General features: G+C 40.8%; 18 protein-coding genes. 7 read left to right on the plus strand and 11 right to left on the minus strand.

Annotated features, from left to right (window positions below):
- Nucleotides 1–180: 180 nt before the first annotated feature.
- Nucleotides 181–594, minus strand: a complete 414-nt coding sequence (locus tag AN394_RS08140) for an MAPEG family protein (RefSeq protein WP_054563074.1) — start codon at nucleotides 592–594, stop codon at nucleotides 181–183.
- A gap of 166 nt (nucleotides 595–760) precedes the next feature.
- Here AN394_RS08140 and AN394_RS08145 point away from each other — a divergent pair, with 166 nt between their 5' ends.
- The 3 genes from AN394_RS08145 to AN394_RS08155 all read left to right on the plus strand — a co-directional run bounded on the left by AN394_RS08145 (nucleotide 761) and on the right by AN394_RS08155 (nucleotide 4,718).
- The gene (locus AN394_RS08145) at nucleotides 761–3,646 is read left to right on the plus strand and encodes an insulinase family protein (protein WP_055021210.1); all 2,886 of its coding nucleotides are present in this window, start codon (nucleotides 761–763) and stop codon (nucleotides 3,644–3,646) included.
- A 172-nt stretch (nucleotides 3,647–3,818) separates the two neighbouring features.
- Nucleotides 3,819–4,223 (plus strand): NUDIX hydrolase, encoded by a 405-nt coding sequence (locus AN394_RS08150; protein ID WP_054563077.1) that lies wholly within the window; start codon nucleotides 3,819–3,821, stop codon nucleotides 4,221–4,223.
- 3 nt (nucleotides 4,224–4,226) lie between these two features.
- Nucleotides 4,227–4,718, plus strand: a complete 492-nt coding sequence (locus AN394_RS08155) for a GNAT family N-acetyltransferase (RefSeq protein WP_055021211.1) — start codon at nucleotides 4,227–4,229, stop codon at nucleotides 4,716–4,718.
- Here the strand turns inward: AN394_RS08155 and AN394_RS08160 are convergent.
- Genes AN394_RS08160 through AN394_RS08170 form a run of 3 tightly spaced genes read right to left on the minus strand, consistent with a single transcriptional unit; the run spans nucleotide 4,701 to nucleotide 8,202 of the window.
- A complete protein-coding gene (locus AN394_RS08160; RefSeq protein ID WP_055021212.1) occupies nucleotides 4,701–5,312 on the minus strand; it encodes a membrane integrity-associated transporter subunit PqiC in 612 nt (203 codons plus the stop codon). The genes AN394_RS08155 and AN394_RS08160 overlap by 18 nt on opposite strands.
- The gene (pqiB, locus tag AN394_RS08165; protein WP_055021213.1) at nucleotides 5,312–6,967 is read right to left on the minus strand and encodes an intermembrane transport protein PqiB; all 1,656 of its coding nucleotides are present in this window, start codon (nucleotides 6,965–6,967) and stop codon (nucleotides 5,312–5,314) included. Before pqiB ends, AN394_RS08160 begins: the two co-directional genes overlap by 1 nt.
- Nucleotides 6,964–8,202, minus strand: coding sequence for a PqiA/YebS family transporter subunit (locus AN394_RS08170; protein ID WP_055021214.1), 1,239 nt, complete (start codon nucleotides 8,200–8,202; stop codon nucleotides 6,964–6,966). The genes pqiB and AN394_RS08170 overlap by 4 nt, the downstream gene beginning before the upstream one ends.
- Before the next feature lie 140 nt (nucleotides 8,203–8,342).
- Between AN394_RS08170 and AN394_RS08175 the strand changes: the two genes are divergently transcribed.
- Nucleotides 8,343–9,119 carry an ABC transporter substrate-binding protein gene (locus AN394_RS08175; RefSeq protein ID WP_235576247.1) on the plus strand — a complete coding sequence of 259 codons (777 nt, stop codon included), beginning with the start codon at nucleotides 8,343–8,345 and terminating at the stop codon, nucleotides 9,117–9,119.
- Here AN394_RS08175 and AN394_RS08180 read toward each other — a convergent pair.
- Nucleotides 9,108–9,908 carry a thioesterase family protein gene (locus AN394_RS08180; protein ID WP_055021215.1) on the minus strand — a complete coding sequence of 267 codons (801 nt, stop codon included), beginning with the start codon at nucleotides 9,906–9,908 and terminating at the stop codon, nucleotides 9,108–9,110. The two genes, AN394_RS08175 and AN394_RS08180, sit on opposite strands and share 12 nt — an antisense overlap.
- A gap of 239 nt (nucleotides 9,909–10,147) precedes the next feature.
- On the opposite strand from AN394_RS08180, the gene dnaK reads away from it, so the two are divergent.
- The gene (dnaK, locus tag AN394_RS08185) at nucleotides 10,148–12,070 is read left to right on the plus strand and encodes a molecular chaperone DnaK (RefSeq protein ID WP_055021216.1); all 1,923 of its coding nucleotides are present in this window, start codon (nucleotides 10,148–10,150) and stop codon (nucleotides 12,068–12,070) included.
- A gap of 233 nt (nucleotides 12,071–12,303) precedes the next feature.
- Entirely contained in the window at nucleotides 12,304–13,443 is a 1,140-nt protein-coding gene (gene dnaJ / locus AN394_RS08190) for a molecular chaperone DnaJ (RefSeq protein ID WP_054563084.1), read from the plus strand.
- A gap of 74 nt (nucleotides 13,444–13,517) precedes the next feature.
- Here the strand turns inward: dnaJ and AN394_RS08195 are convergent, their stop codons facing one another.
- The 3 genes from AN394_RS08195 to AN394_RS21900 all read right to left on the minus strand — a co-directional run bounded on the left by AN394_RS08195 (nucleotide 13,518) and on the right by AN394_RS21900 (nucleotide 15,310).
- Nucleotides 13,518–14,648, minus strand: coding sequence for an HlyD family secretion protein (locus AN394_RS08195; protein ID WP_054563085.1), 1,131 nt, complete (start codon nucleotides 14,646–14,648; stop codon nucleotides 13,518–13,520).
- Nucleotides 14,649–14,651: 3 nt separating this feature from the next.
- The gene (locus AN394_RS08200; protein WP_054552213.1) at nucleotides 14,652–14,996 is read right to left on the minus strand and encodes a DUF3302 domain-containing protein; all 345 of its coding nucleotides are present in this window, start codon (nucleotides 14,994–14,996) and stop codon (nucleotides 14,652–14,654) included.
- Between the two features lie 77 nt (nucleotides 14,997–15,073).
- A complete protein-coding gene (locus AN394_RS21900; protein ID WP_152968921.1) occupies nucleotides 15,074–15,310 on the minus strand; it encodes a hypothetical protein in 237 nt (78 codons plus the stop codon).
- A gap of 150 nt (nucleotides 15,311–15,460) precedes the next feature.
- On the opposite strand from AN394_RS21900, the gene ybaK reads away from it, so the two are divergent.
- Nucleotides 15,461–15,922 (plus strand): Cys-tRNA(Pro) deacylase, encoded by a 462-nt coding sequence (gene ybaK, locus AN394_RS08205; RefSeq protein ID WP_054563086.1) that lies wholly within the window; start codon nucleotides 15,461–15,463, stop codon nucleotides 15,920–15,922.
- Here ybaK and AN394_RS08210 read toward each other — a convergent pair.
- From AN394_RS08210 to AN394_RS08220, 3 genes are all read right to left on the minus strand, one after another.
- Nucleotides 15,919–17,175 carry a Y-family DNA polymerase gene (locus AN394_RS08210; protein ID WP_054563087.1) on the minus strand — a complete coding sequence of 419 codons (1,257 nt, stop codon included), beginning with the start codon at nucleotides 17,173–17,175 and terminating at the stop codon, nucleotides 15,919–15,921. The genes ybaK and AN394_RS08210 overlap by 4 nt on opposite strands.
- On the minus strand, nucleotides 17,163–17,576 hold the full coding sequence (locus AN394_RS08215; protein ID WP_054552219.1) for a LexA family transcriptional regulator: 414 nt from the start codon (nucleotides 17,574–17,576) through the stop codon (nucleotides 17,163–17,165). The genes AN394_RS08210 and AN394_RS08215 overlap by 13 nt, the downstream gene beginning before the upstream one ends.
- 63 nt (nucleotides 17,577–17,639) lie before the next feature.
- A complete protein-coding gene (locus AN394_RS08220; RefSeq protein WP_054563088.1) occupies nucleotides 17,640–18,074 on the minus strand; it encodes a MarR family winged helix-turn-helix transcriptional regulator in 435 nt (144 codons plus the stop codon).
- Between the last annotated feature and the right edge of the window lie 82 nt (nucleotides 18,075–18,156).

The following is an 18,156-nucleotide window of genomic DNA, read 5'->3' on the forward strand; positions in this document are numbered from 1 at the left end:
CTTTGGGCGCTTCACAGGCACTTACTCTCATCGTTGTTACTTCTTAAAAGGGGATGCCATTCTTGCAAAGTAACGCCTTGATATTAAGCTCCTGTGAAACGCTGAATTCTGCATCTTGAGGTGGCTTGGGTATATATATAAGGCGCTAAAAAGCGCCTTATTTCTTTGTATTGATGATTATTAGAAAATTCTAACTAAAATCAGCACCCACATTATTAGCATTATAAAGCTACTGATAACGAAACTATAATAGCGCGCCTTCAAGGTGTTTGAAGTTAAGTGTATTACGCTATGAATAATTCTTAATGCAACATAAACCCAAGCAAGGGCAACAAATACAGTACCAACAGCATTGACTTGCAGAGCTGTTAAACACGCAATAAAAAACAGCACAGGCATTTCGAATTGATTGATAAAGTTACGATCTGCCACGCGAACATTATCCCCAGCCTTTTCAAGCTCCATTGTTAAGAAGTCTTTCATCTCGATGGTTTTTTGTTTTGCAGCACGAAAACGACGCTTACCCATAATGTACATGACTGCAAAAGTCAGAAAGACCTGAGTGAACATTGCTACAATTAGCCACTTTTCCATAGCTCATCCTTTGTTATAGTTATTGCTATTAATCTTAACCGTAAGTATTGCATTTTCACAATGTGTTACAAAGTTTTGCTGTAACTTAGCTGAAAAGCATTGAATTGCGGCGCTCGAAAACACATGATAAATAAAAATTTATTCAATTTCTAATGGATACAAAATAATGAAAAAAATAATGGGACTCAGTGCAATCGCTTTTGCAGTGTTAGCTGGTTGTTCTTCTACTTCTACCACAACGCCTCCTGCAGCTAATACTAACCTTATTCCTGACTCGTTAGTTATCAGCCCAAACGACACCCGTGAGTACAAAACATTAAAACTAGATAACGAAATTGATGTAATTTTGATTTCAGATCCTAGTGCTGAAAAATCAGCTGCTGCTTTGAGTGTAGGCGTTGGTTTATTGCACGACCCTATGTCGCAACAAGGCATGGCGCACTACCTAGAGCATATGCTGTTCCTTGGTACAGACCGCTACCCAGACACTAAAGGTTACAGTGATTTCATGACCAAAAATGGTGGCGCACATAACGCTTACACCTGGTTAGATATCACAAACTACATGTTCAAAGTAAACAATGATGCCTACGACGAAGCACTTGACCGCTTTGCTGATTTCTTTAAATCACCAAAGCTTTACCCTGAATACACAGACAAAGAAAAAAATGCGGTAAACGCAGAGTGGTCAATGCGTCGTGAAATGGACTTTTTTGGCCAATTTAAATTGGCACGTCAAATGATGGGCTCACACCCTGCAAACCGTTTCTTAATTGGTAACCTAGAAACTTTAGGTGACAAAGAAGGCAGCAATCTGCATAAAGAAACCGTTGCTTTCTATAACAAATATTATTCATCGAACATTATGAAAGTGGCGATGATCTCAAATCGTCCACTGGCTGAAATGGAAGCAAAAGCTAAACAGTATTTTGCTGATATTGAAAACAAAAAAATCGAAAAACCAACGGTGACTGATAAGTTAGACTTTTCTGTTGCTGGCGGAAAGCGTGTTTACTACTCACCAAATGAAGATGTAAAACAACTACAGTTAGAGTTCACAATTGCTGATAACAGTTCACAGTTTGCGGTTAAACCAAATCGTTTTGTTTCATACCTTTTAAGTAACGAAATGCAAGGCAGCCCAGCACAAATACTACGTGATAAAGGTTGGGTATCAGGTTTATCGTCTTCTGCTTCACCAACGCAATATGGGAACTACGGAAGCTTAACAGTTGATATTGAATTGACTGATGCCGGCATGCAAAACCGCGAAGAAATTGTTGCTATGGTTATGCAATATATTGCACTTATCAAAGATCAGGGTGTTGATAGCAAATACTTTAATGAAATTCGTACATCGTTAAACAATTCGTTTCAATTCCTCGAAAAAGGAGATGAGTTTGGTTATGTAAGTAACTTAACTGATAGCATGCAAAAGTTCCCTGTGAACAACGCAATTAACGCACCTTATTATTATGCAAAGTTTGATGCAGATGCGGTGCAAAATGTCCTTTCGCAATTAAACGAAGATACTTTACGTATTTGGTATATTTCAAAACAAGAAGAGACAGATTCACAGCTGCATTTTTACGATGGTAAATATCGTATTGAAGATATCAGTGAGTCAGAAGTTGCAAGCTGGAATAAACCAAGTGAATACGCGTTAGCATTACCAACAGTAAACCGCTTATTACCTGAAAGCTTTGCAATTAAAACAGCTGAGTTTAAACAACAAGCGCATCCTGAACTGGTATTTGATAAGCAGGGCGTTAAAGTTTGGCGTCAAGCAAGTCAGCAGTTTGCTGAGCAGCCTAAAGGTCTTGTTGAAGTTTACATTAATACGCCAGATGCCCTTGAGAATGTAAAATCACAGGTTCTTTACTCAATTTGGGCTGATCTTTATAACTTACAACAAAGTAAATTAAGCACAGAAGCCGCTGTTGCAGGTATGAGTTTAGGGTTACAGCCAAGTAATGGCCTTGTGTTATCGCTTAGTGGTTTCACTGATAAACAAGATGTACTTTTAGCTCAGGCCCTTGAAAATCTAACGTTAGATGTGTCTGAAGAAGGTTTTGCCCAAGCAATCGATCGTTTTAAGCGTGACTTACTAAATCAGCAAAAGCAGTTCCCATTCTATCAAGCATTCGGTGAGTACTCTAAGCTTACTCGCAGTGGTAAATTTGATACAGAAACCTTGATTCCAGCGGCAGATGCACTAACCCTTGCAGATTTTGCGGCTATTAAACTATCAACACTTGCTGAAAATGATTTACGTGTATTCACGTTTGGTAACTATAACCAAAACGATGTTGAATCTATTGCGAGTAAACTAACCGCTATTTTACCAAAAGGTCATAAAGCGACGGAGTTTGCCAGAAGTAAAGCCTGGTTACCTCAACCTGGTGAGCGTATCGTATTACAAAAAGATATTGATGTAGCGGATGTAGCAATCATTGATATGGTTGTACACCCAACACCTGGCTATAAGCAAAAAGCGCAGGCACAAATCTTACAAAGCCACTTTAGAACTGTAGCGTTTGATAAGTTACGTACTGAAGAGCAATTAGCTTATGCGGTTGGTGCGTTAGCGCGTCCTATTGAAGATTACTCTGCATTGGGCCTATATATTCAAACACCGGTTAAAGGCCCTAAAGAGATGCAAGCGCGTTTTGATGAGTTCAAAAAGCAATACGCTGTTGAGCTTGATAACATGACAGAAGAAACATTTGCACAACTTAAAAATGCAACGCTTGTGTCTTTAAAAGAGCAACCTAAGAATTTAAGTGATGAAATGTCACCGCTTATTTCTGATTGGTACCGTGAAAACTTCAACTTTGACTCTAAAGAAAAGCTTATCGCTGAAGTTGAAAAAGTGACATTGGCTGATCTAAAAGATTACTACAAGAAAACGATGCTAAACAATGAAGCTGCGCGTTTAAACATTCAAATGCGTGGTAGTAAGTTTGCAGATAAGCCATTTGCTGATCTTAAAAACCAAACAAAAGTTGAAAACTTAGAGACGTATTACAAAGGCATTAAATTGCAAAAGTAACTTTATAGTTGATAAACAAAAGCCCAAGCAATTGCTTGGGCTTTTTTTTCGAAAAGGAAGCTTAGGAGAAATAACCCTGAGTATTAATTTAGTCAATAACAATTTTTATTGGAGTGATAATTACTTTACACTCATCAATAACGTCACTTTTTATTAATTGAGCAAATGGGTTATGGCTTTTTCAGATACTTACAGACTCAGTAGCCATGCGGTTATCACCAATAACCAAGGTCAGGTGTTATTACTAAAAGCTGATTACGGTCAAAAAAGTTGGGGGCTACCTGGTGGAGCTTTAGATAAAGGTGAAACCATTCATCAAGCGTTGCTTCGTGAATGCCAAGAAGAGCTTAACTGTGATGTAGATATCGCTTATTTAAGTGGCGTTTATTATCACACAGCATTTAACTCTCATGCGTTTATTTTTCGTGCTTATATAGCTGATGACGCTGAGATAATGTTGAGTAATGAGCACACTGAGTATGGCTATTTCGATATTGACGAGTTATCTAAAGTACAAAAAGAGCGTGTTTTAGACTGCCTTAATTTTACCAATGATGTCGTTAGTAAGGTGTTTTAATAAATGTTAGATATATACTTACGTGCCGGGCAGCCTGATGATGCGACTTTTATCGTTGAGCTTTTGAACCAAGCAACATTTTTGGAGCATATCGGTAATAAAAATATAAATACGCCCGCACAAGCTGAGCATTATATTCAACAAACGTTTATAAATAGCCACCAGCAATTTGGCTTTGGCAGTTATATTGTTTGTTTAGCTGATGATACACCGGTTGGAATGGTGGGGCTCTTTCAGCGCGATGCGTTAGCTATCCCCGATTTAGGATTTGCCTTGTTAGCTAACTATGAAGGTAAGGGTATTATTACATCTGCTGCTAGGTTATTGATGGTAAAAAAACACGTATTAGAGCTTGGTGTACTTGCTGCAATAACCTCACCAACAAATATTGGCTCACAAAAGGTGTTACAGAAACTTGGCTTTGAGTTCATAGGCGATGTCATCATTAACGATGACAATCAGCCTCTAAAACTCTTATTAAAGAGCAAGCTTTGATACTTCGTTTGCAACCTGTTTGTTGACCTTTAGCCACGTTGACTCAAGTGTTGCGACAAGCCCTTCGTAATCACTGTCTTGTAGTGGTGTAAGCTCATTAAAGTAATTGACCGCCTTTAACTTTCGGCCAGATTCAGGGTTTGTATAGTACAAACGCCAAAGCCCTGCAATGTTGGCATTGCCTTGCTCATCGCCGTTGAAGTGATGTAGCTCATATTCTAATTCATAAAAGCTTTGCTGATCTAAATCGGTTATCACCGGTAAACCTTTTATTACCATCCAATTATCAAGTTCAGTGTAAAGCTGTTGATGGGCACTGGCGGTTAACATTAAATCGGGTGATTCGCTCCATAAATGGTAGTTAGCAGCATTGACTCGGTTGTTGTTGAGAACCATAGCAATACCACGATTATTAAGCGCACCACGTAGCTGTACGGTATTAATTCTGAGCTGAGCTTGTGTATTCTCAGCTAAGCGCTGCATTGCAATAATTGGCTGCGAAAATTGATAATACTCAATAGTCGAGAATGACGTTTGACTGCAGGCCGAAAGTAATAGCGCTGATGCAACTGAAGCACAGAGTTTATAGTTCATTATTGTTTCCTCGGCGTTGGGTCTGCTGGTAGCTCTTTATCAAAGATCAACATATTAGGTTGCTGGTTTAAACCTCGTGTGAGTGGCTGCAGCTCTTCACTTAAACGTTTAAATTCAGATAAAGTTGTTTGCAACTGCTGGTGGAATGTTGAGCCTTGCTCATAACTTGCCATAGTTTTTTCAAATTGTTTCATTGTTTTATCGAACTGTTGCATGCTCTTAGTCATTTCTGCAAAGTTGCGATTAATATCACCCGGTAAGTCTTGTGTATCTTGCTTATTTAGTAGCTCTCTCATGTCATGAGCAAGCGCTTGGTACTCGGCAAAGGTGGTCTGCATTTGTGCTAAGCTATCTTCAATTTTAAGGTTATTTACTTTATTCAATACATCAGAGACTTGGTCGGCTATGACTGTAATACCGCTTGATACACTCGGGAATACGGTATATTCAGCTATCGTCTTTAACTCGGCGGGTTCTGCGTTATCGTAAATATCTAAGTCAACATACACCGCACCAGTGAGTAAGTTACCTGGCTTTAAAGAGGCTCGAAGACCATTTTTGATCCAGCCATCTAAACTCGAATACCAAAACTCGCGTGCTGCTGCACTGTCGTGGTAGAGGCGCCCATACTCAATTTTTATCAGGGCAGGTACTGCGGTGTTATCGGTTCTAAAGTGTGCAGGCTTACCATCTATTATCACACTTGCAGGTGCTTCAACTACACTACCGATGCGCATACCTCGGTATTCGACAGGAGCGCCAGCGCGTAAGCCGCGAATTGATTGCTCAAAGTCGATTAAGTAGTAGTCAAAATCGTAAAAGCGTTCTTCTAAGGCGGCTTTGTAGCTATTACTTAAAGAAAAACTATGGCCGTTACTGGCAACTTCACCGGGCGCTTGTTGCTCAGGAATACCAACAGAAATACCGCCTTTTAGCAATTTACTTAACGAGCCTGTATTAACATTAATACCATCTGCAGAGAGGTCTATTTCGATGCCTGAGTTTACCCAGAAAATAGAGTTTAAGGTGATCAAGTTTTGATATGGCTCATTGATAAAAATGCCATATTTCATCGCTTGATTCTTCCAATCAAAGGTGGCGGTTTCTATTTGGCCAATTTTGTAATCTTTAAAGTAAATACCGGTACTCACATCAAGCACTTCTGCGTTATAACTTAATAGGGTGAAGCGCCCACCTTTTACATCTTTACCAATTAGAGCCGGTTCATCTTGTAGCTCAAATCTTTCGGCCAGCTTTTTACTCTCTCCCGGTGCAAATTCTAAATACACACCAGAGAGTAGGGTACTCATGCCGCTTATGCCGGTATCGTCAATCCGTGGTTTTACCACCCAAATTTTCGCATCATCTGTGAGTAAATCGTCGTAATGTTTATCGATTTGCGCCCGTGCGATAACGCTATTTTGTTTATCTGATAAACGAACATGGTCGATTTGGCCAATCTTCACGCTACGTACTTTTATTTCCGTTTTACCGGCCACAATACCTTCTGCATGAGGCATTTTGATAAAAATGGTGGTGCCTTTATTTGCTTGATACTGGTACAACATCCATGCGCCGATTAATAAGGCAATAACTGGAATGATCCAGATTGCTGATATATTTGGCGCTGTTTTTATTTTAGCGGTTTCGCTCATGCCAAGGTCTCTTGTTTCGCAGTACTTAAGTTATCTGGGTTATCCCACAATAAACGTGGATCAAACGCATGGGCTGCCAACATCTGGCAAATAACCATGGTTGTAAAAAATATTGTGCCAATGCCAGGTGTTACTGACATTAAGTTTCCGAGTTGCACTAAGGCTACTAGAATCGCCACAACAAATACATCGATCATTGACCATTTACCAATAAATTCAGTCAATTGATAGATACGTGTATAGCTTTTAGTTTGTCTGTTTGCTGGCCTCATCACCATAAAGCATAAAAAACTTAATATTAGCGCTTTGGCAAGGGGAACAACCACACTCGCTAAAAAGATGATCATTGCGATAGGGTACGAACCACTATTCCATAAAATCATTACGCCACCAATAATAGTTGATGGAGTTTCATCGCCAAGGCTTGTGGTGTACATAATAGGATAGACATTGGCTGGAATATAACAGGCCACTGAGGTTAATAACCACGCTGCGGCTTTTTGCACACTAAAAGGATTACGAGTGTAAGTTTTAGAGTCGCAGCGTGAACAGATTTCGGTCGCACACAGTTGCCCACAAACATGACATGCTCTTAATCCTTGATCAATAGCACGCGTGTTTGGCTTTGTTTGCTCTATGTATTCAGGTTCTTTTAATTGTTGCCATAAGGTGTGCTTATTTAATTTTGCTGTGGCTGCCACATAACAAATAACAAAAGCGCTATAGGCCCAAAAGCTTACACCAAATTCAATATCGGCCATCGACATGATTTTTACCATACTGACCATCACGCCAATTAAAAAAATCTCTGACATGATCCAAGGTTCTAACACAAAGGTGGTTTTTAACAGTCTTTTTCCCCATTGATATGGTAACGCTTTTAGTAAGCCTAGATGTAGTGGAATTATGAGTACTAATAAAAGAAGGGGCAGACCAATAATACTGGTGTCGATGAACAAACCTAAAAAGTCGTTGTCGTAATTAAAGAGAATACGAGCGGCATCGGGTAAGGTGATTGTTTGGGTAATACCACTACTGGTAAAAGACAGGAATGGATAAAACATACTACTCAGTAGCATAACAATAGCACTTAAACTTAGTGCGACCACCATACTATCTTGGTTAGCTTGCGATGCCGAAAGCTTTGTATTGCAATGAGGGCATATTGCCACTTGTTTTGCACTTAAGTGTGGGATCTCAATGACAAGATCGCAGCTAGGACAGGCTGTTTGCAAACTTTGGGTCTCTTAAACAAGAACTTAGTTAAGTTTGCATCAAATAGTGTATAAATTCAAATGCACCTTTGTTTAATATAAGCTAATATTTGTACAAAGCGATTACGCTTTTTAATACATTTAATTCTTTAAGGTGAGCAGTGAAGCAATTATTTATCCTTTTAATGTTGTTTGTTAGTGTTAAAGGTGAGTGTTTATCTGAGCCAAATACGCAAAAAACCATTGTTGTTGCTGCAAGCGCCTCTTTACCTCCTTATGTTATAGAAGACACTAACAGTGGCATTCAACTCGAAATATTGAAAGCTGCTTTCAAATCGCAAGGCATTTCTAATATCGATATCCATTACATGTCTAATAAGCGTGCTGAGCAGCAACTTATGCAGGGCAAGGTTGATATTGCGCTGAACTTTCCACCTGTACTTACTTCACATGTATATAAGAGCGATGAACTTCTCCGCTATCAAAATGTGGCGGTTAGCCTTGCTGATAAAGATCTTAAGATTAGTAGTATCTACGATTTAGCAGGTAAAAGCGTGCTTGCCTTTCAAAATGCGACTAATTTCATTGAAGCGCCTTTTAAATCGGTTACTAACATTTTGCGTTCTTACGAAGAAGTAGTTAACCAAGAAGCGCAAGTTGATCACCTTATGAAAGGCTGGGTCGATGTAATTATCCTAGAGCGCCGAGTGTTTTTATACTATCTAGAAAAATACAAACAAAGCGCTGAGGTTAAACCTTTTATTGTGCATGCAATTTTTAAAGAAGCACCAAGACCTGCGTTTTTTTACAGTAAAACGTTAAAAAACACGTTTAATTTGGGTCTTGGTGAGATCATTGAGTCAGGCCAGTACCAAGCAATTATTCGCCTTGATGGTACTGAGTACGCGCAACTTTCAAAGCCTGAGTTACGCGAATAACGCGACGGTTTGGCGGCTCAGCGCAATTAGCTTACCGTCTTCACTCCAAATGCAGCCATCTTCTAGCCCATAGCCATCCTTACTATGGTGTGTAACCGCTTCGTAGCCAATCCAAGCATCATGGGCAATTGCAGGCTCTTCAACAAATTCTATGTACCACGACATGCTACTTGCAGGTGCGGGTTGCTTATACATTTGTAATAAGGTTGGTGGCCATGCATCTGTTAGGGCGATGATGTGGGCTTCAGTCATTTGCTCTGGTACATGTTTGAATTTCATCCAACCACCTAAATGTGAGGTGTCTGCTCCAGAGAATGGCATATTACCGTCTTGTAAACACAGTGCCACATGTTGAAAAAATGCCGGCATCACGCCTTCTTTATAAGGTAGGATGAAACGCTCATCAACCGGTTTTAGCTGCATAGTTTTAGTTACATCTACACGAACATTGGACTGACGCTCAGCCCCAAAACAGGCTTGTGTAATAACACAAACATCGCCATTTTGAATCACTTTTGCTAGTACCTGCGCACTGTTTTTGCCTTCACGTAAGACTTCAACGTCGATTGAAAAATCATTGTCAGCGATTAACGGGCCAACAAAGTTAGTGCTTAAAGATAGTAAGCGGCGAGAGCTATCGATATGCTGACGTATAGCTTGATATAATAAAGCTGCAGATAATCCACCAAACGCTGTGCGGCCTTGGCACCAGTTTTCTGGAAACTGCATTACTTTTGTTTTGTCTTTGCCTAGTTCAGTTGCCATGGCGAGTAATTGTTCAAAATGCATAATTTTCCTTAACATTTATTGTTATGGTGTTTGTTATAGCATAGCCAAAGTCATCAGACCAGTTTGTTTATCCTGCAAGCAGGCTGAGAAAACAGCGCTTTTTGTGGAAAAAACGTCCATTTCGAAAATATTTCAAAAAAAAGTAATTTTTTTTCATTTTTACAGTTGAATTCAGTTTCCTGCACCCCTATCTACTAGTCATCGAACGTTTTAACGAATTTTGAAGTTGGAGAAGATTCATGGGTAGAATTATTGGAATCGATTTAGGTACTACTAACTCTTGTGTAGCAGTACTAGACGGTGATAAAGCACGCGTTATCGAAAACGCGGAAGGCGATCGCACAACACCATCGATCATTGCATATACGCAAGACGGTGAAACATTAGTTGGTCAACCTGCAAAACGCCAAGCAGTAACTAACCCAACTAACACATTATTTGCAATCAAGCGTCTAATTGGTCGTCGTTTTGAAGACGAAGAAGTACAACGCGATATCGGTATCATGCCTTTTAAAATTGTAAAAGCTGATAACGGTGATGCATGGGTTGAAGCACGTGGCGAGAAACGTGCTGCACCACAAATTTCAGCAGAAGTGCTGAAAAAAATGAAGAAAACAGCAGAAGACTTCCTAGGTGAAGCGGTTACTGAAGCCGTAATCACAGTACCTGCATACTTCAATGATTCACAACGTCAAGCAACTAAAGATGCTGGTCGTATTGCTGGTCTTGAAGTTAAACGTATCATCAATGAGCCAACTGCCGCTGCACTTGCATACGGCATGGACAAAAATAAAGGTGAAAACGTTGTTGCAGTATATGACTTAGGTGGTGGTACTTTCGATATCTCTATCATCGAGATTGATGAAGTTGAAGGCGAGCACACATTTGAAGTTCTAGCAACTAACGGTGACACTCACTTAGGTGGTGAAGATTTCGATAACCGTGTTATCAACTACTTAGTTGAAGAGTTTAAGAAAGATCAAGGTATCGACCTTAAAACTGACCCACTTGCAATGCAACGTGTTAAAGAAGCTGCTGAAAAAGCGAAAATTGAACTTTCTTCTGCACAACAAACAGAAGTTAACTTACCGTACGTGACTGCTGACGCAACAGGTCCTAAGCACATGAACGTTAAAGTTACTCGTGCAAAACTTGAGTCACTTGTTGAAGACTTAGTAACTAAGTCAATCGAGCCACTTAAGCGCGCACTAGCTGATGCTGATTTATCAGTAAGCGACGTAAATGACATCATCCTTGTTGGTGGTCAAACACGTATGCCTCTAGTACAAAAAACAGTTGCTGAGTTCTTTGGTAAAGAGCCTCGTAAAGATGTTAACCCAGATGAAGCAGTTGCAGTAGGTGCAGCGATTCAAGGTGGTGTACTAGCTGGTGACGTTAAAGACGTACTACTACTTGACGTATCTCCGTTATCACTAGGTATCGAGACTATGGGTCAAGTAATGACAGCTCTAATCGAGAAAAACACGACGATTCCTACTAAGAAATCACAAGTTTTCTCAACAGCTGAAGACAACCAATCAGCGGTAACGATTCACGTACTACAAGGTGAGCGTAAGCGTGCAAGCGATAACAAATCACTAGGTCAATTTAACCTAGAAGGTATTCGCCCAGCACAACGTGGTACTCCACAAATCGAAGTAACATTCGACGTAGATGCGGACGGTATCTTACATGTATCTGCTAAAGATAAAGATACAGGTAAAGAGCAGAAGATCACAATCCAAGCTTCTTCAGGTCTAAGCGACGATGAAGTAGAAAAAATGGTTCGTGATGCTGAAGCGCACGCTGAAGAAGATAAGAAATTCGAAGAGCTAGTAGCAACTCGTAACCAAGCTGATGCAATGGTTCACGGTACACGTAAGCAAATCGAAGAAGCGGGTGATGCATTACCTGCAGAAGATAAAGAAGCAATCGAAGCTGCACTTACAGAGCTAGAAGCGGCGATTAAAGGTGATAACAAAGAAGAGATTGAAGCGAAAACGCAAGCTCTTGCTGAGAAGTCACAAAAGCTAATGGAAATTGCACAAGCTAAAGCACAGCAGCAACAAGGCGGTGCGGATGCAGGTGCTGAGCAATCTTCTGCAAAACAAGACGACGATGTTGTTGATGCAGAGTTCGAAGAAGTGAAAGACGACAAGTAATTGCTTGTTTCGCTTCTGCCTAACGCAATAATGGCTGCTTTGTTTAGCCAATTAAGTTAGGATGAAATGATTGAGGCGCGCCAGCGATTTCGCTTGACGCGCCTTTTGCATGTATATAAACGGTAAATTGATAAGTTGCTAATCCTCTTAAATGGTTATGACCATAATACGATTTGTATCAGTCGATTTATCTTACGCAGTGTAGCTGCAGTAAAAAGAGTAGTGTGATAGATATGTCAAAAAGCGATTATTATGAAGTTCTCGGCGTGAGCAAAGATGCCAGCGAACGAGACATAAAAAAAGCGTATAAGCGCTTAGCGATGAAATATCATCCAGACCGTACCGCAGGCGATAAAGACCTTGAAGCTAAATTTAAGGAAGTAAAAGATGCCTACGAAGTACTAACTGATCCGCAAAAGCGTCAAATGTATGATCAGTACGGCCATGCAGCCTTTGAACAAGGTGGTGGCGGTCATGGCGGTGGCTTCGGCGGCGGTCATGGTGATTTTGGTGATATTTTCGGTGATGTGTTTGGAGATATCTTTGGTGGTGGCGGTGGTCGTCGTCAATCGCGTCAACAACGTGGTTCGGACTTACGTTACAACATGGACTTAAGCCTTGAAGAGGCTGTTCGTGGTAAAGATGTCGAAATTAAAGTACCAACCTGGGTTAGCTGTAAGCCATGTGACGGTAGCGGTGCAAAAGCTGGTTCTAAACCAAAAACATGTACTACCTGTCATGGTGCAGGCCAAGTACAAATGCGCCAAGGTTTCTTCGCGGTTCAGCAAACTTGTCCTACGTGTCAGGGCACAGGTCAAATTATTTCTGATCCATGTGACAGCTGTCATGGTCAAGGTCGCGTAGAAAAAACTAAGACCTTATCAGTTAAGATCCCAGCAGGTGTTGATACAGGTGACCGTATTCGTCTATCGGGCGAAGGTGAAGCGGGCATGCATGGAGCACCAGCAGGTGATTTATACGTTCAGGTTTCTGTACGTGAACATCCGATTTTCCAACGTGATGGTAATAACCTGTATTGTGAAGTGCCTATTGGCTTTACAACAGCAGCCCTGGGCGGTGAAATTGAAGTTCCGACACTGGATGGCCGTGCAAAACTGAAGATCCCATCAGAAAGCCAAACGGGCAAGATGTTCCGTATGCGTGGTAAAGGCGTTAAGTCTGTACGTAGTGGCGCTCAAGGTGACTTGATCTGTAAAGTGGTTATTGAAACGCCGGTTAATCTTAATGATCGCCAACGTGAATTGCTTGAAGAACTTGAGCAAAGCATGGGTAAAGATGGCTCTAAAAACCGTCCAAAAGAAAAAGGTTTCTTTGACGGTGTTAAGAAGTTTTTCGATGACCTAACTAAGTAACTCTAGTTAAGTAACTTTAGTTAGAGAGTAAAAAAGGCGCTGATAAGCGCCTTTTTTATTGGTAATTGTCTGCTTTAATGATCTAAGAATAAGTAGTTTTGCCAACTTTTCATTCTGATCAATACTTTACGCATTACTGATACGTGCTCGAAGTGTTCTGAATAAACAGCGACTTCTGTGCTTGTCCCCTGTGGTAGGTGATATTCACTCATGTCGTCTGTGATTTTTAAGGTGACAATTGCGCGGCCTTGGCGAGCAAAAAACTCAGTGCCCATCAGTGTACCTTGTGCTTGTACTTGCCCTTCACCAATAGCTGGTAATACATCGATTACTTCACCCGCAAAGGTTTTGCCAGGAATAGCTTTAAAGATAAAGTCTGCTTTGTAGCCTGGTTCAAGTCTTAATAGTGAATTTTGTCTAAATGCAGCGACGTAAACGGTATCTTCTTTGTGCACAAAGGTCATTACTGGGCGTAGTGGCATTGGTACTGCAATCATCCCAGGGCGTAATGTTAGTTGTGTAACATAGCCATCGGTAGGTGCATAAACGCTTGTGCTGTCTAAGTTAAATTGAGCTTGCTCTAAATTAGCGCGAGCTGCGGCAATTTTAGTTTGTTCGCCGTTTATTTCAGACTCAAATGCAAGTTTTTGACGTAACTCTTCGGCCTGTGCTGCTTCGTAACTTGCCTTCGCTGCTAAGTATACACCTAATTTATTATCAACTTGGCCTTTTGAGTAAGCACCGCTTTTTGCGCCTTTTTCATAACGTTCGTATTCTTTCTTACTACGATCATATTCAGCTTTAGCCATTAGGGCACTGGCTTGTGCTGATTTATAGGCCGCTTCTAAACCGAGGACTGACTGTTTTGCATCTTGCAAAGCGGCAATCGCTTGATTTAGTTTGGCTCGATATAAGGTATCGTCTAGGCGAAACAGTAAGTCACCTTTTTTAACAGGCTGATTTGGTTTTACTGCAACTTCTTCAACGGTACCGCGTACATTTGGCACAATAGGTGTTGTGACATAGGCACTGCTGGCCATATTTGAATGTGGGTGGTTATAGTTCATTAACAGGATCAAAGCGCCGATCAGCACCACACCACCAAGTACCGCGGTGGGTACCGTCCATTTATTAAGTGGGATTTTAAAAACTTTAAAGATACCAATGCACAATGCGGTATAAGTGAGTATTAATAACAAATCCATAGTTTATTTCTCTTTATTATTCGATTGAGCATTTATTTGTGCTTGTAGCGCTGCCACTGTGGCTGTCAGGCTAGCTACTTTTTCTGCTAAGTCTTCTTGTTCCTTTTGGATCTGGTTAAAACCCCAGCCGCGGTCATCACGCCATAATGTCGCCCAAACCCATAAAAACGGCCATAGTACGTGTAGGGTAAATAGACTAACCCAGCCTGCATAATGGATGGCATCTTGATGAGGGTGATTACGTTTCTTTGCAATTTCGTAGGGAATATCGTGAATGGCAATAACACCATAAAATATTACTACCGTTACAAACACTAGCATGACCAGTGCAAAGTAGTCTAAAAACATGTACTTTCCTTTGTTTAACTTATAATCAATTTAATAATACGTGAAATTTACCTAATTCCTAGTCGGTATTTTCAGATTTAGTTCAGCACAACGTAGTAGTCGGTATCAGCAAGACAACGACATAAAGTCACATCCTCTGAAAATGTAGTGTTTTGTATTCGGCCTTTTTCTAAGCCAAGCGTATAGCACTTGCTTTGACAATCCATGTAGGCACTCCACGCGAGGTATTCGTTACACACAAAATTCACTGCATACAATAGGGTGAGTATGATAAATAACTGTTTGGCTAGATAGAGCCCTGTGTGTCTAGACATGCTTGTTACCCAGCCCAGGATTCATTACTTTAGTGTAGTCGAATTAGGCCTATTTAGTGTGTTTTGTAGCGGTTTTTCTATTGCCTTATATTCCTTGTTCACGGTATGTTTTATAAAGTGACTGCTAATTAATTAGTTATAGGAAAATCAATGACGCCGGCTATAAACTTACTGAAGAAGAAAGGTATTAGTTTTGATGTGCTTAGTTATCAGCATGAGCCTTCGCAACAACAGTTTGGCCTTGAAGCGGTTGAAAAGCTTAAGCTACCAGCTGAGCAAGTATTTAAAACCTTAGTACTTGAAGATGCTGACCACCAGCTTTTGGTTGCTATTGTGCCAGTTAGCCAACAAGTTAACCTGAAAATGCTGGCAAAGGCGGCAAAGGTTAAAAAAGTACAGATGGCTCCACAACAAAAAGTCGAAAATACCACAGGTTATATTTTAGGGGGAGTGAGCCCGCTAGGTCAGAAAAAGCGCCTTAATACCTATGTGCATCAATCTGCAGATAGCTTTGACGTGATGTATGTTTCAGCTGGTAAGCGAGGCCTTGAGATTGCATTGGCCCCTAAGGATTTATGCAGTTTACTAAATGCTAAGCAGGCAGACTTTTAGCAATGTATTTTTGGTAGGTTATGCCAGCGGGTTGTGTAATGAGGCGATAAGTACGCGCGTTTCATATGCCAGCGGGTCGTAGGAGTTTCGCTGGCTATGGCAAGGGTACCCACGCCATAACGGGTGTTAATGTTATCAAGACACTTCATCAGTTTAGGGTTATCGATAGGCGCTTGAAATAGATCAGGTTGCTGAAATATGTGGCTTGATAACTCAAGAGCACCTACACCACATTTATAAAATCGTACCCCAGGTTTATAGAGATGATCAAATACCTCACTAATAGCATTGGCGAACACACAACTATCGGCGGTGGCGACACTAAACTCATAAATATAGGACTTTTTATAATAGCCATCTTGATGAGGAGAGCTGGCCACAAACATTAATAAACGTTGAGTCTGTGAGCCTTGCGCACGTAGTTTTCTTGCTACAATCACACAATGATTGATCAGTGCCGTTTTCAGCGCGGTGGCGTCAGTGATACGCTCTCCAAAACTACGGGTCGAAAAAATCTCTTTTTTGTCTTGGCGCACTTCATCCCAGGCTAAACAGCTTTTACCGCGTAACTCGTTCACTGTGCGCTCTAATACAATACTAAAAAGGCGCTTTATTTTTCGTGGTTCTTGTTCGGCTAAATCAAAGGCCGTATTGATATTCATTGCTTTGAGTTTTTTAGCTAAACGCCGACCAACGCCCCAAACATCTTGTACGTCCATGGCTTTTAGAATGGCTACCCGTGAAGTTTCTGAGTCAATCACTGCAACGCCATCAAAGCCGGGGAGTTTTTTCGCTGCATGATTGGCGGCTTTGGCTAGGGTTGCTGTTGGGCCAAATCCAACCCCAACAGGTAGCTTTGTTTCGCGCCATACGGTACGGCGAATATCATGGCCATAGCGATGCCAATCATGAATAAGTTTTTTGAAACCAGTAAAGTTTAAAAATGATTCATCAATAGAGTATATGTGCTGATTATCGCAAAAGCGGCCAATCACGTTCATCATCCGCTCGCTTAAATCCGCATACAGCTCATAGTTAGATGAGCGGATCACCACTTGGTTATCTTCGAGTATTTTCTTTACTTGAAAATAGGGCTGAAATTTTGGAATAGCCAGCTTTCGTGCAATAGGGCACACAGCACAAATACAGCCATCGTTGTTAGTAAGAACCACAACCGGTTTACTACGAATAGCCGGATCAAATACTTTTTCGGCGCTGGCATAAAAGGCAACCGCATCGACTAAGGCGTACATGCTAATAGCTCTTTACTACTGCGATGTAAGCGAATTGAGCGAGTGACCACGCCCTCTAATTGAAATTCATCAGATTGACGTAGTTGCACTGCGGGGTATTTAGGTGAGGCTGATAATAACTGGGCATTGTGTTTATCTAATAGCTTACAAACAAATAAACCATTTAGATTCGCGACAATGACATCGCCATTTTTAACGTCTTCGGCGCGATCAACCAGTAATAAGTCACCATCAAAAATCCCCACACCTTGCATTGATTCGCCAGAGGCAATACCAATAAATGTTGCATCAGGGTGTTTAATCAATAGCTGATCTAATGATAAGCCTAGCTCTTTGTATTGTGCTGCCGGTGATTCAAAACCACATACGCCAGCTTCGATATAAATAGGAATAACACGCATAACAAAACCACTATACTGTACGTTTGTACAGTATAGTGGTTTGTGGTTATCTTGCCAATAAGATCACGGGGTGTTGTGATTGATATTTTCGATCATGGTTGTGGCAATAGCGATAAAATCACGTACTTGCTGATCAGTTAAACCGTGGCAAAGTTTGGCATCAACCTCTTGCTCTGCAACTTCTAAACGCGAGAATAGGGCGTTACCTTGATCAGTAAAGGATAAAATTAAACAGCGCTTATCGTTTTCGTCGGCACATTTAGAAACCAGTTCAAGCTTTATAAGCTCTTTTACTAAGCGTGCTATTTGTGCTTTATCACGACCAGTTTTGGCAACAATATCATTGGCAGTACAGTGCTGTGTTTCGGCAATAATATGTAAACAGCGTACATGCAGTGCGTTAAGACCAAGCTCGTTGGCATTAATGGCTTCGCGTACAGTGACACGGTAACTTTGTGCCAGTGTAAATAAAGCTGAAGAAAGAGAGGTTTGTGGCATGATTCACCTAAGTTAAGCAAGTTTGCATTAGTTGACAAAGTCAATTAAAAGCGTATAGTTGACTATATCAACTATTGGGGCG

It is taken from the genome of Pseudoalteromonas sp. P1-26 (assembly GCF_001401795.1).
GTDB lineage: Bacteria > Pseudomonadota > Gammaproteobacteria > Enterobacterales > Alteromonadaceae > Pseudoalteromonas.

Bases quoted from the DNA above. Each gene is read 5' to 3' on its own strand.
- AN394_RS08150 (WP_054563077.1), top strand. From the start codon at position 3,819: ATGGCTTTTTCAGATACTTACAGACTCAGTAGCCATGCGGTTATCACC.
- dnaK (WP_055021216.1), top strand. From the start codon at position 10,148: ATGGGTAGAATTATTGGAATCGATTTAGGTACTACTAACTCTTGTGTA.
- AN394_RS08200 (WP_054552213.1), bottom strand. From the start codon at position 14,996: ATGTTTTTAGACTACTTTGCACTGGTCATGCTAGTGTTTGTAACGGTA.
- AN394_RS21900 (WP_152968921.1), bottom strand. From the start codon at position 15,310: ATGTCTAGACACACAGGGCTCTATCTAGCCAAACAGTTATTTATCATA.
- pqiB (WP_055021213.1), bottom strand. From the start codon at position 6,967: ATGAGCGAAACCGCTAAAATAAAAACAGCGCCAAATATATCAGCAATC.
- AN394_RS08140 (WP_054563074.1), bottom strand. From the start codon at position 594: ATGGAAAAGTGGCTAATTGTAGCAATGTTCACTCAGGTCTTTCTGACT.
- AN394_RS08145 (WP_055021210.1), top strand. From the start codon at position 761: ATGAAAAAAATAATGGGACTCAGTGCAATCGCTTTTGCAGTGTTAGCT.
- AN394_RS08180 (WP_055021215.1), bottom strand. From the start codon at position 9,908: ATGCATTTTGAACAATTACTCGCCATGGCAACTGAACTAGGCAAAGAC.
- AN394_RS08220 (WP_054563088.1), bottom strand. From the start codon at position 18,074: ATGCCACAAACCTCTCTTTCTTCAGCTTTATTTACACTGGCACAAAGT.
- AN394_RS08160 (WP_055021212.1), bottom strand. From the start codon at position 5,312: ATGAACTATAAACTCTGTGCTTCAGTTGCATCAGCGCTATTACTTTCG.
- AN394_RS08195 (WP_054563085.1), bottom strand. From the start codon at position 14,648: ATGGATTTGTTATTAATACTCACTTATACCGCATTGTGCATTGGTATC.
- AN394_RS08210 (WP_054563087.1), bottom strand. From the start codon at position 17,175: ATGTACGCCTTAGTCGATGCGGTTGCCTTTTATGCCAGCGCCGAAAAA.
- AN394_RS08155 (WP_055021211.1), top strand. From the start codon at position 4,227: ATGTTAGATATATACTTACGTGCCGGGCAGCCTGATGATGCGACTTTT.
- dnaJ (WP_054563084.1), top strand. From the start codon at position 12,304: ATGTCAAAAAGCGATTATTATGAAGTTCTCGGCGTGAGCAAAGATGCC.
- ybaK (WP_054563086.1), top strand. From the start codon at position 15,461: ATGACGCCGGCTATAAACTTACTGAAGAAGAAAGGTATTAGTTTTGAT.
- AN394_RS08215 (WP_054552219.1), bottom strand. From the start codon at position 17,576: ATGCGTGTTATTCCTATTTATATCGAAGCTGGCGTATGTGGTTTTGAA.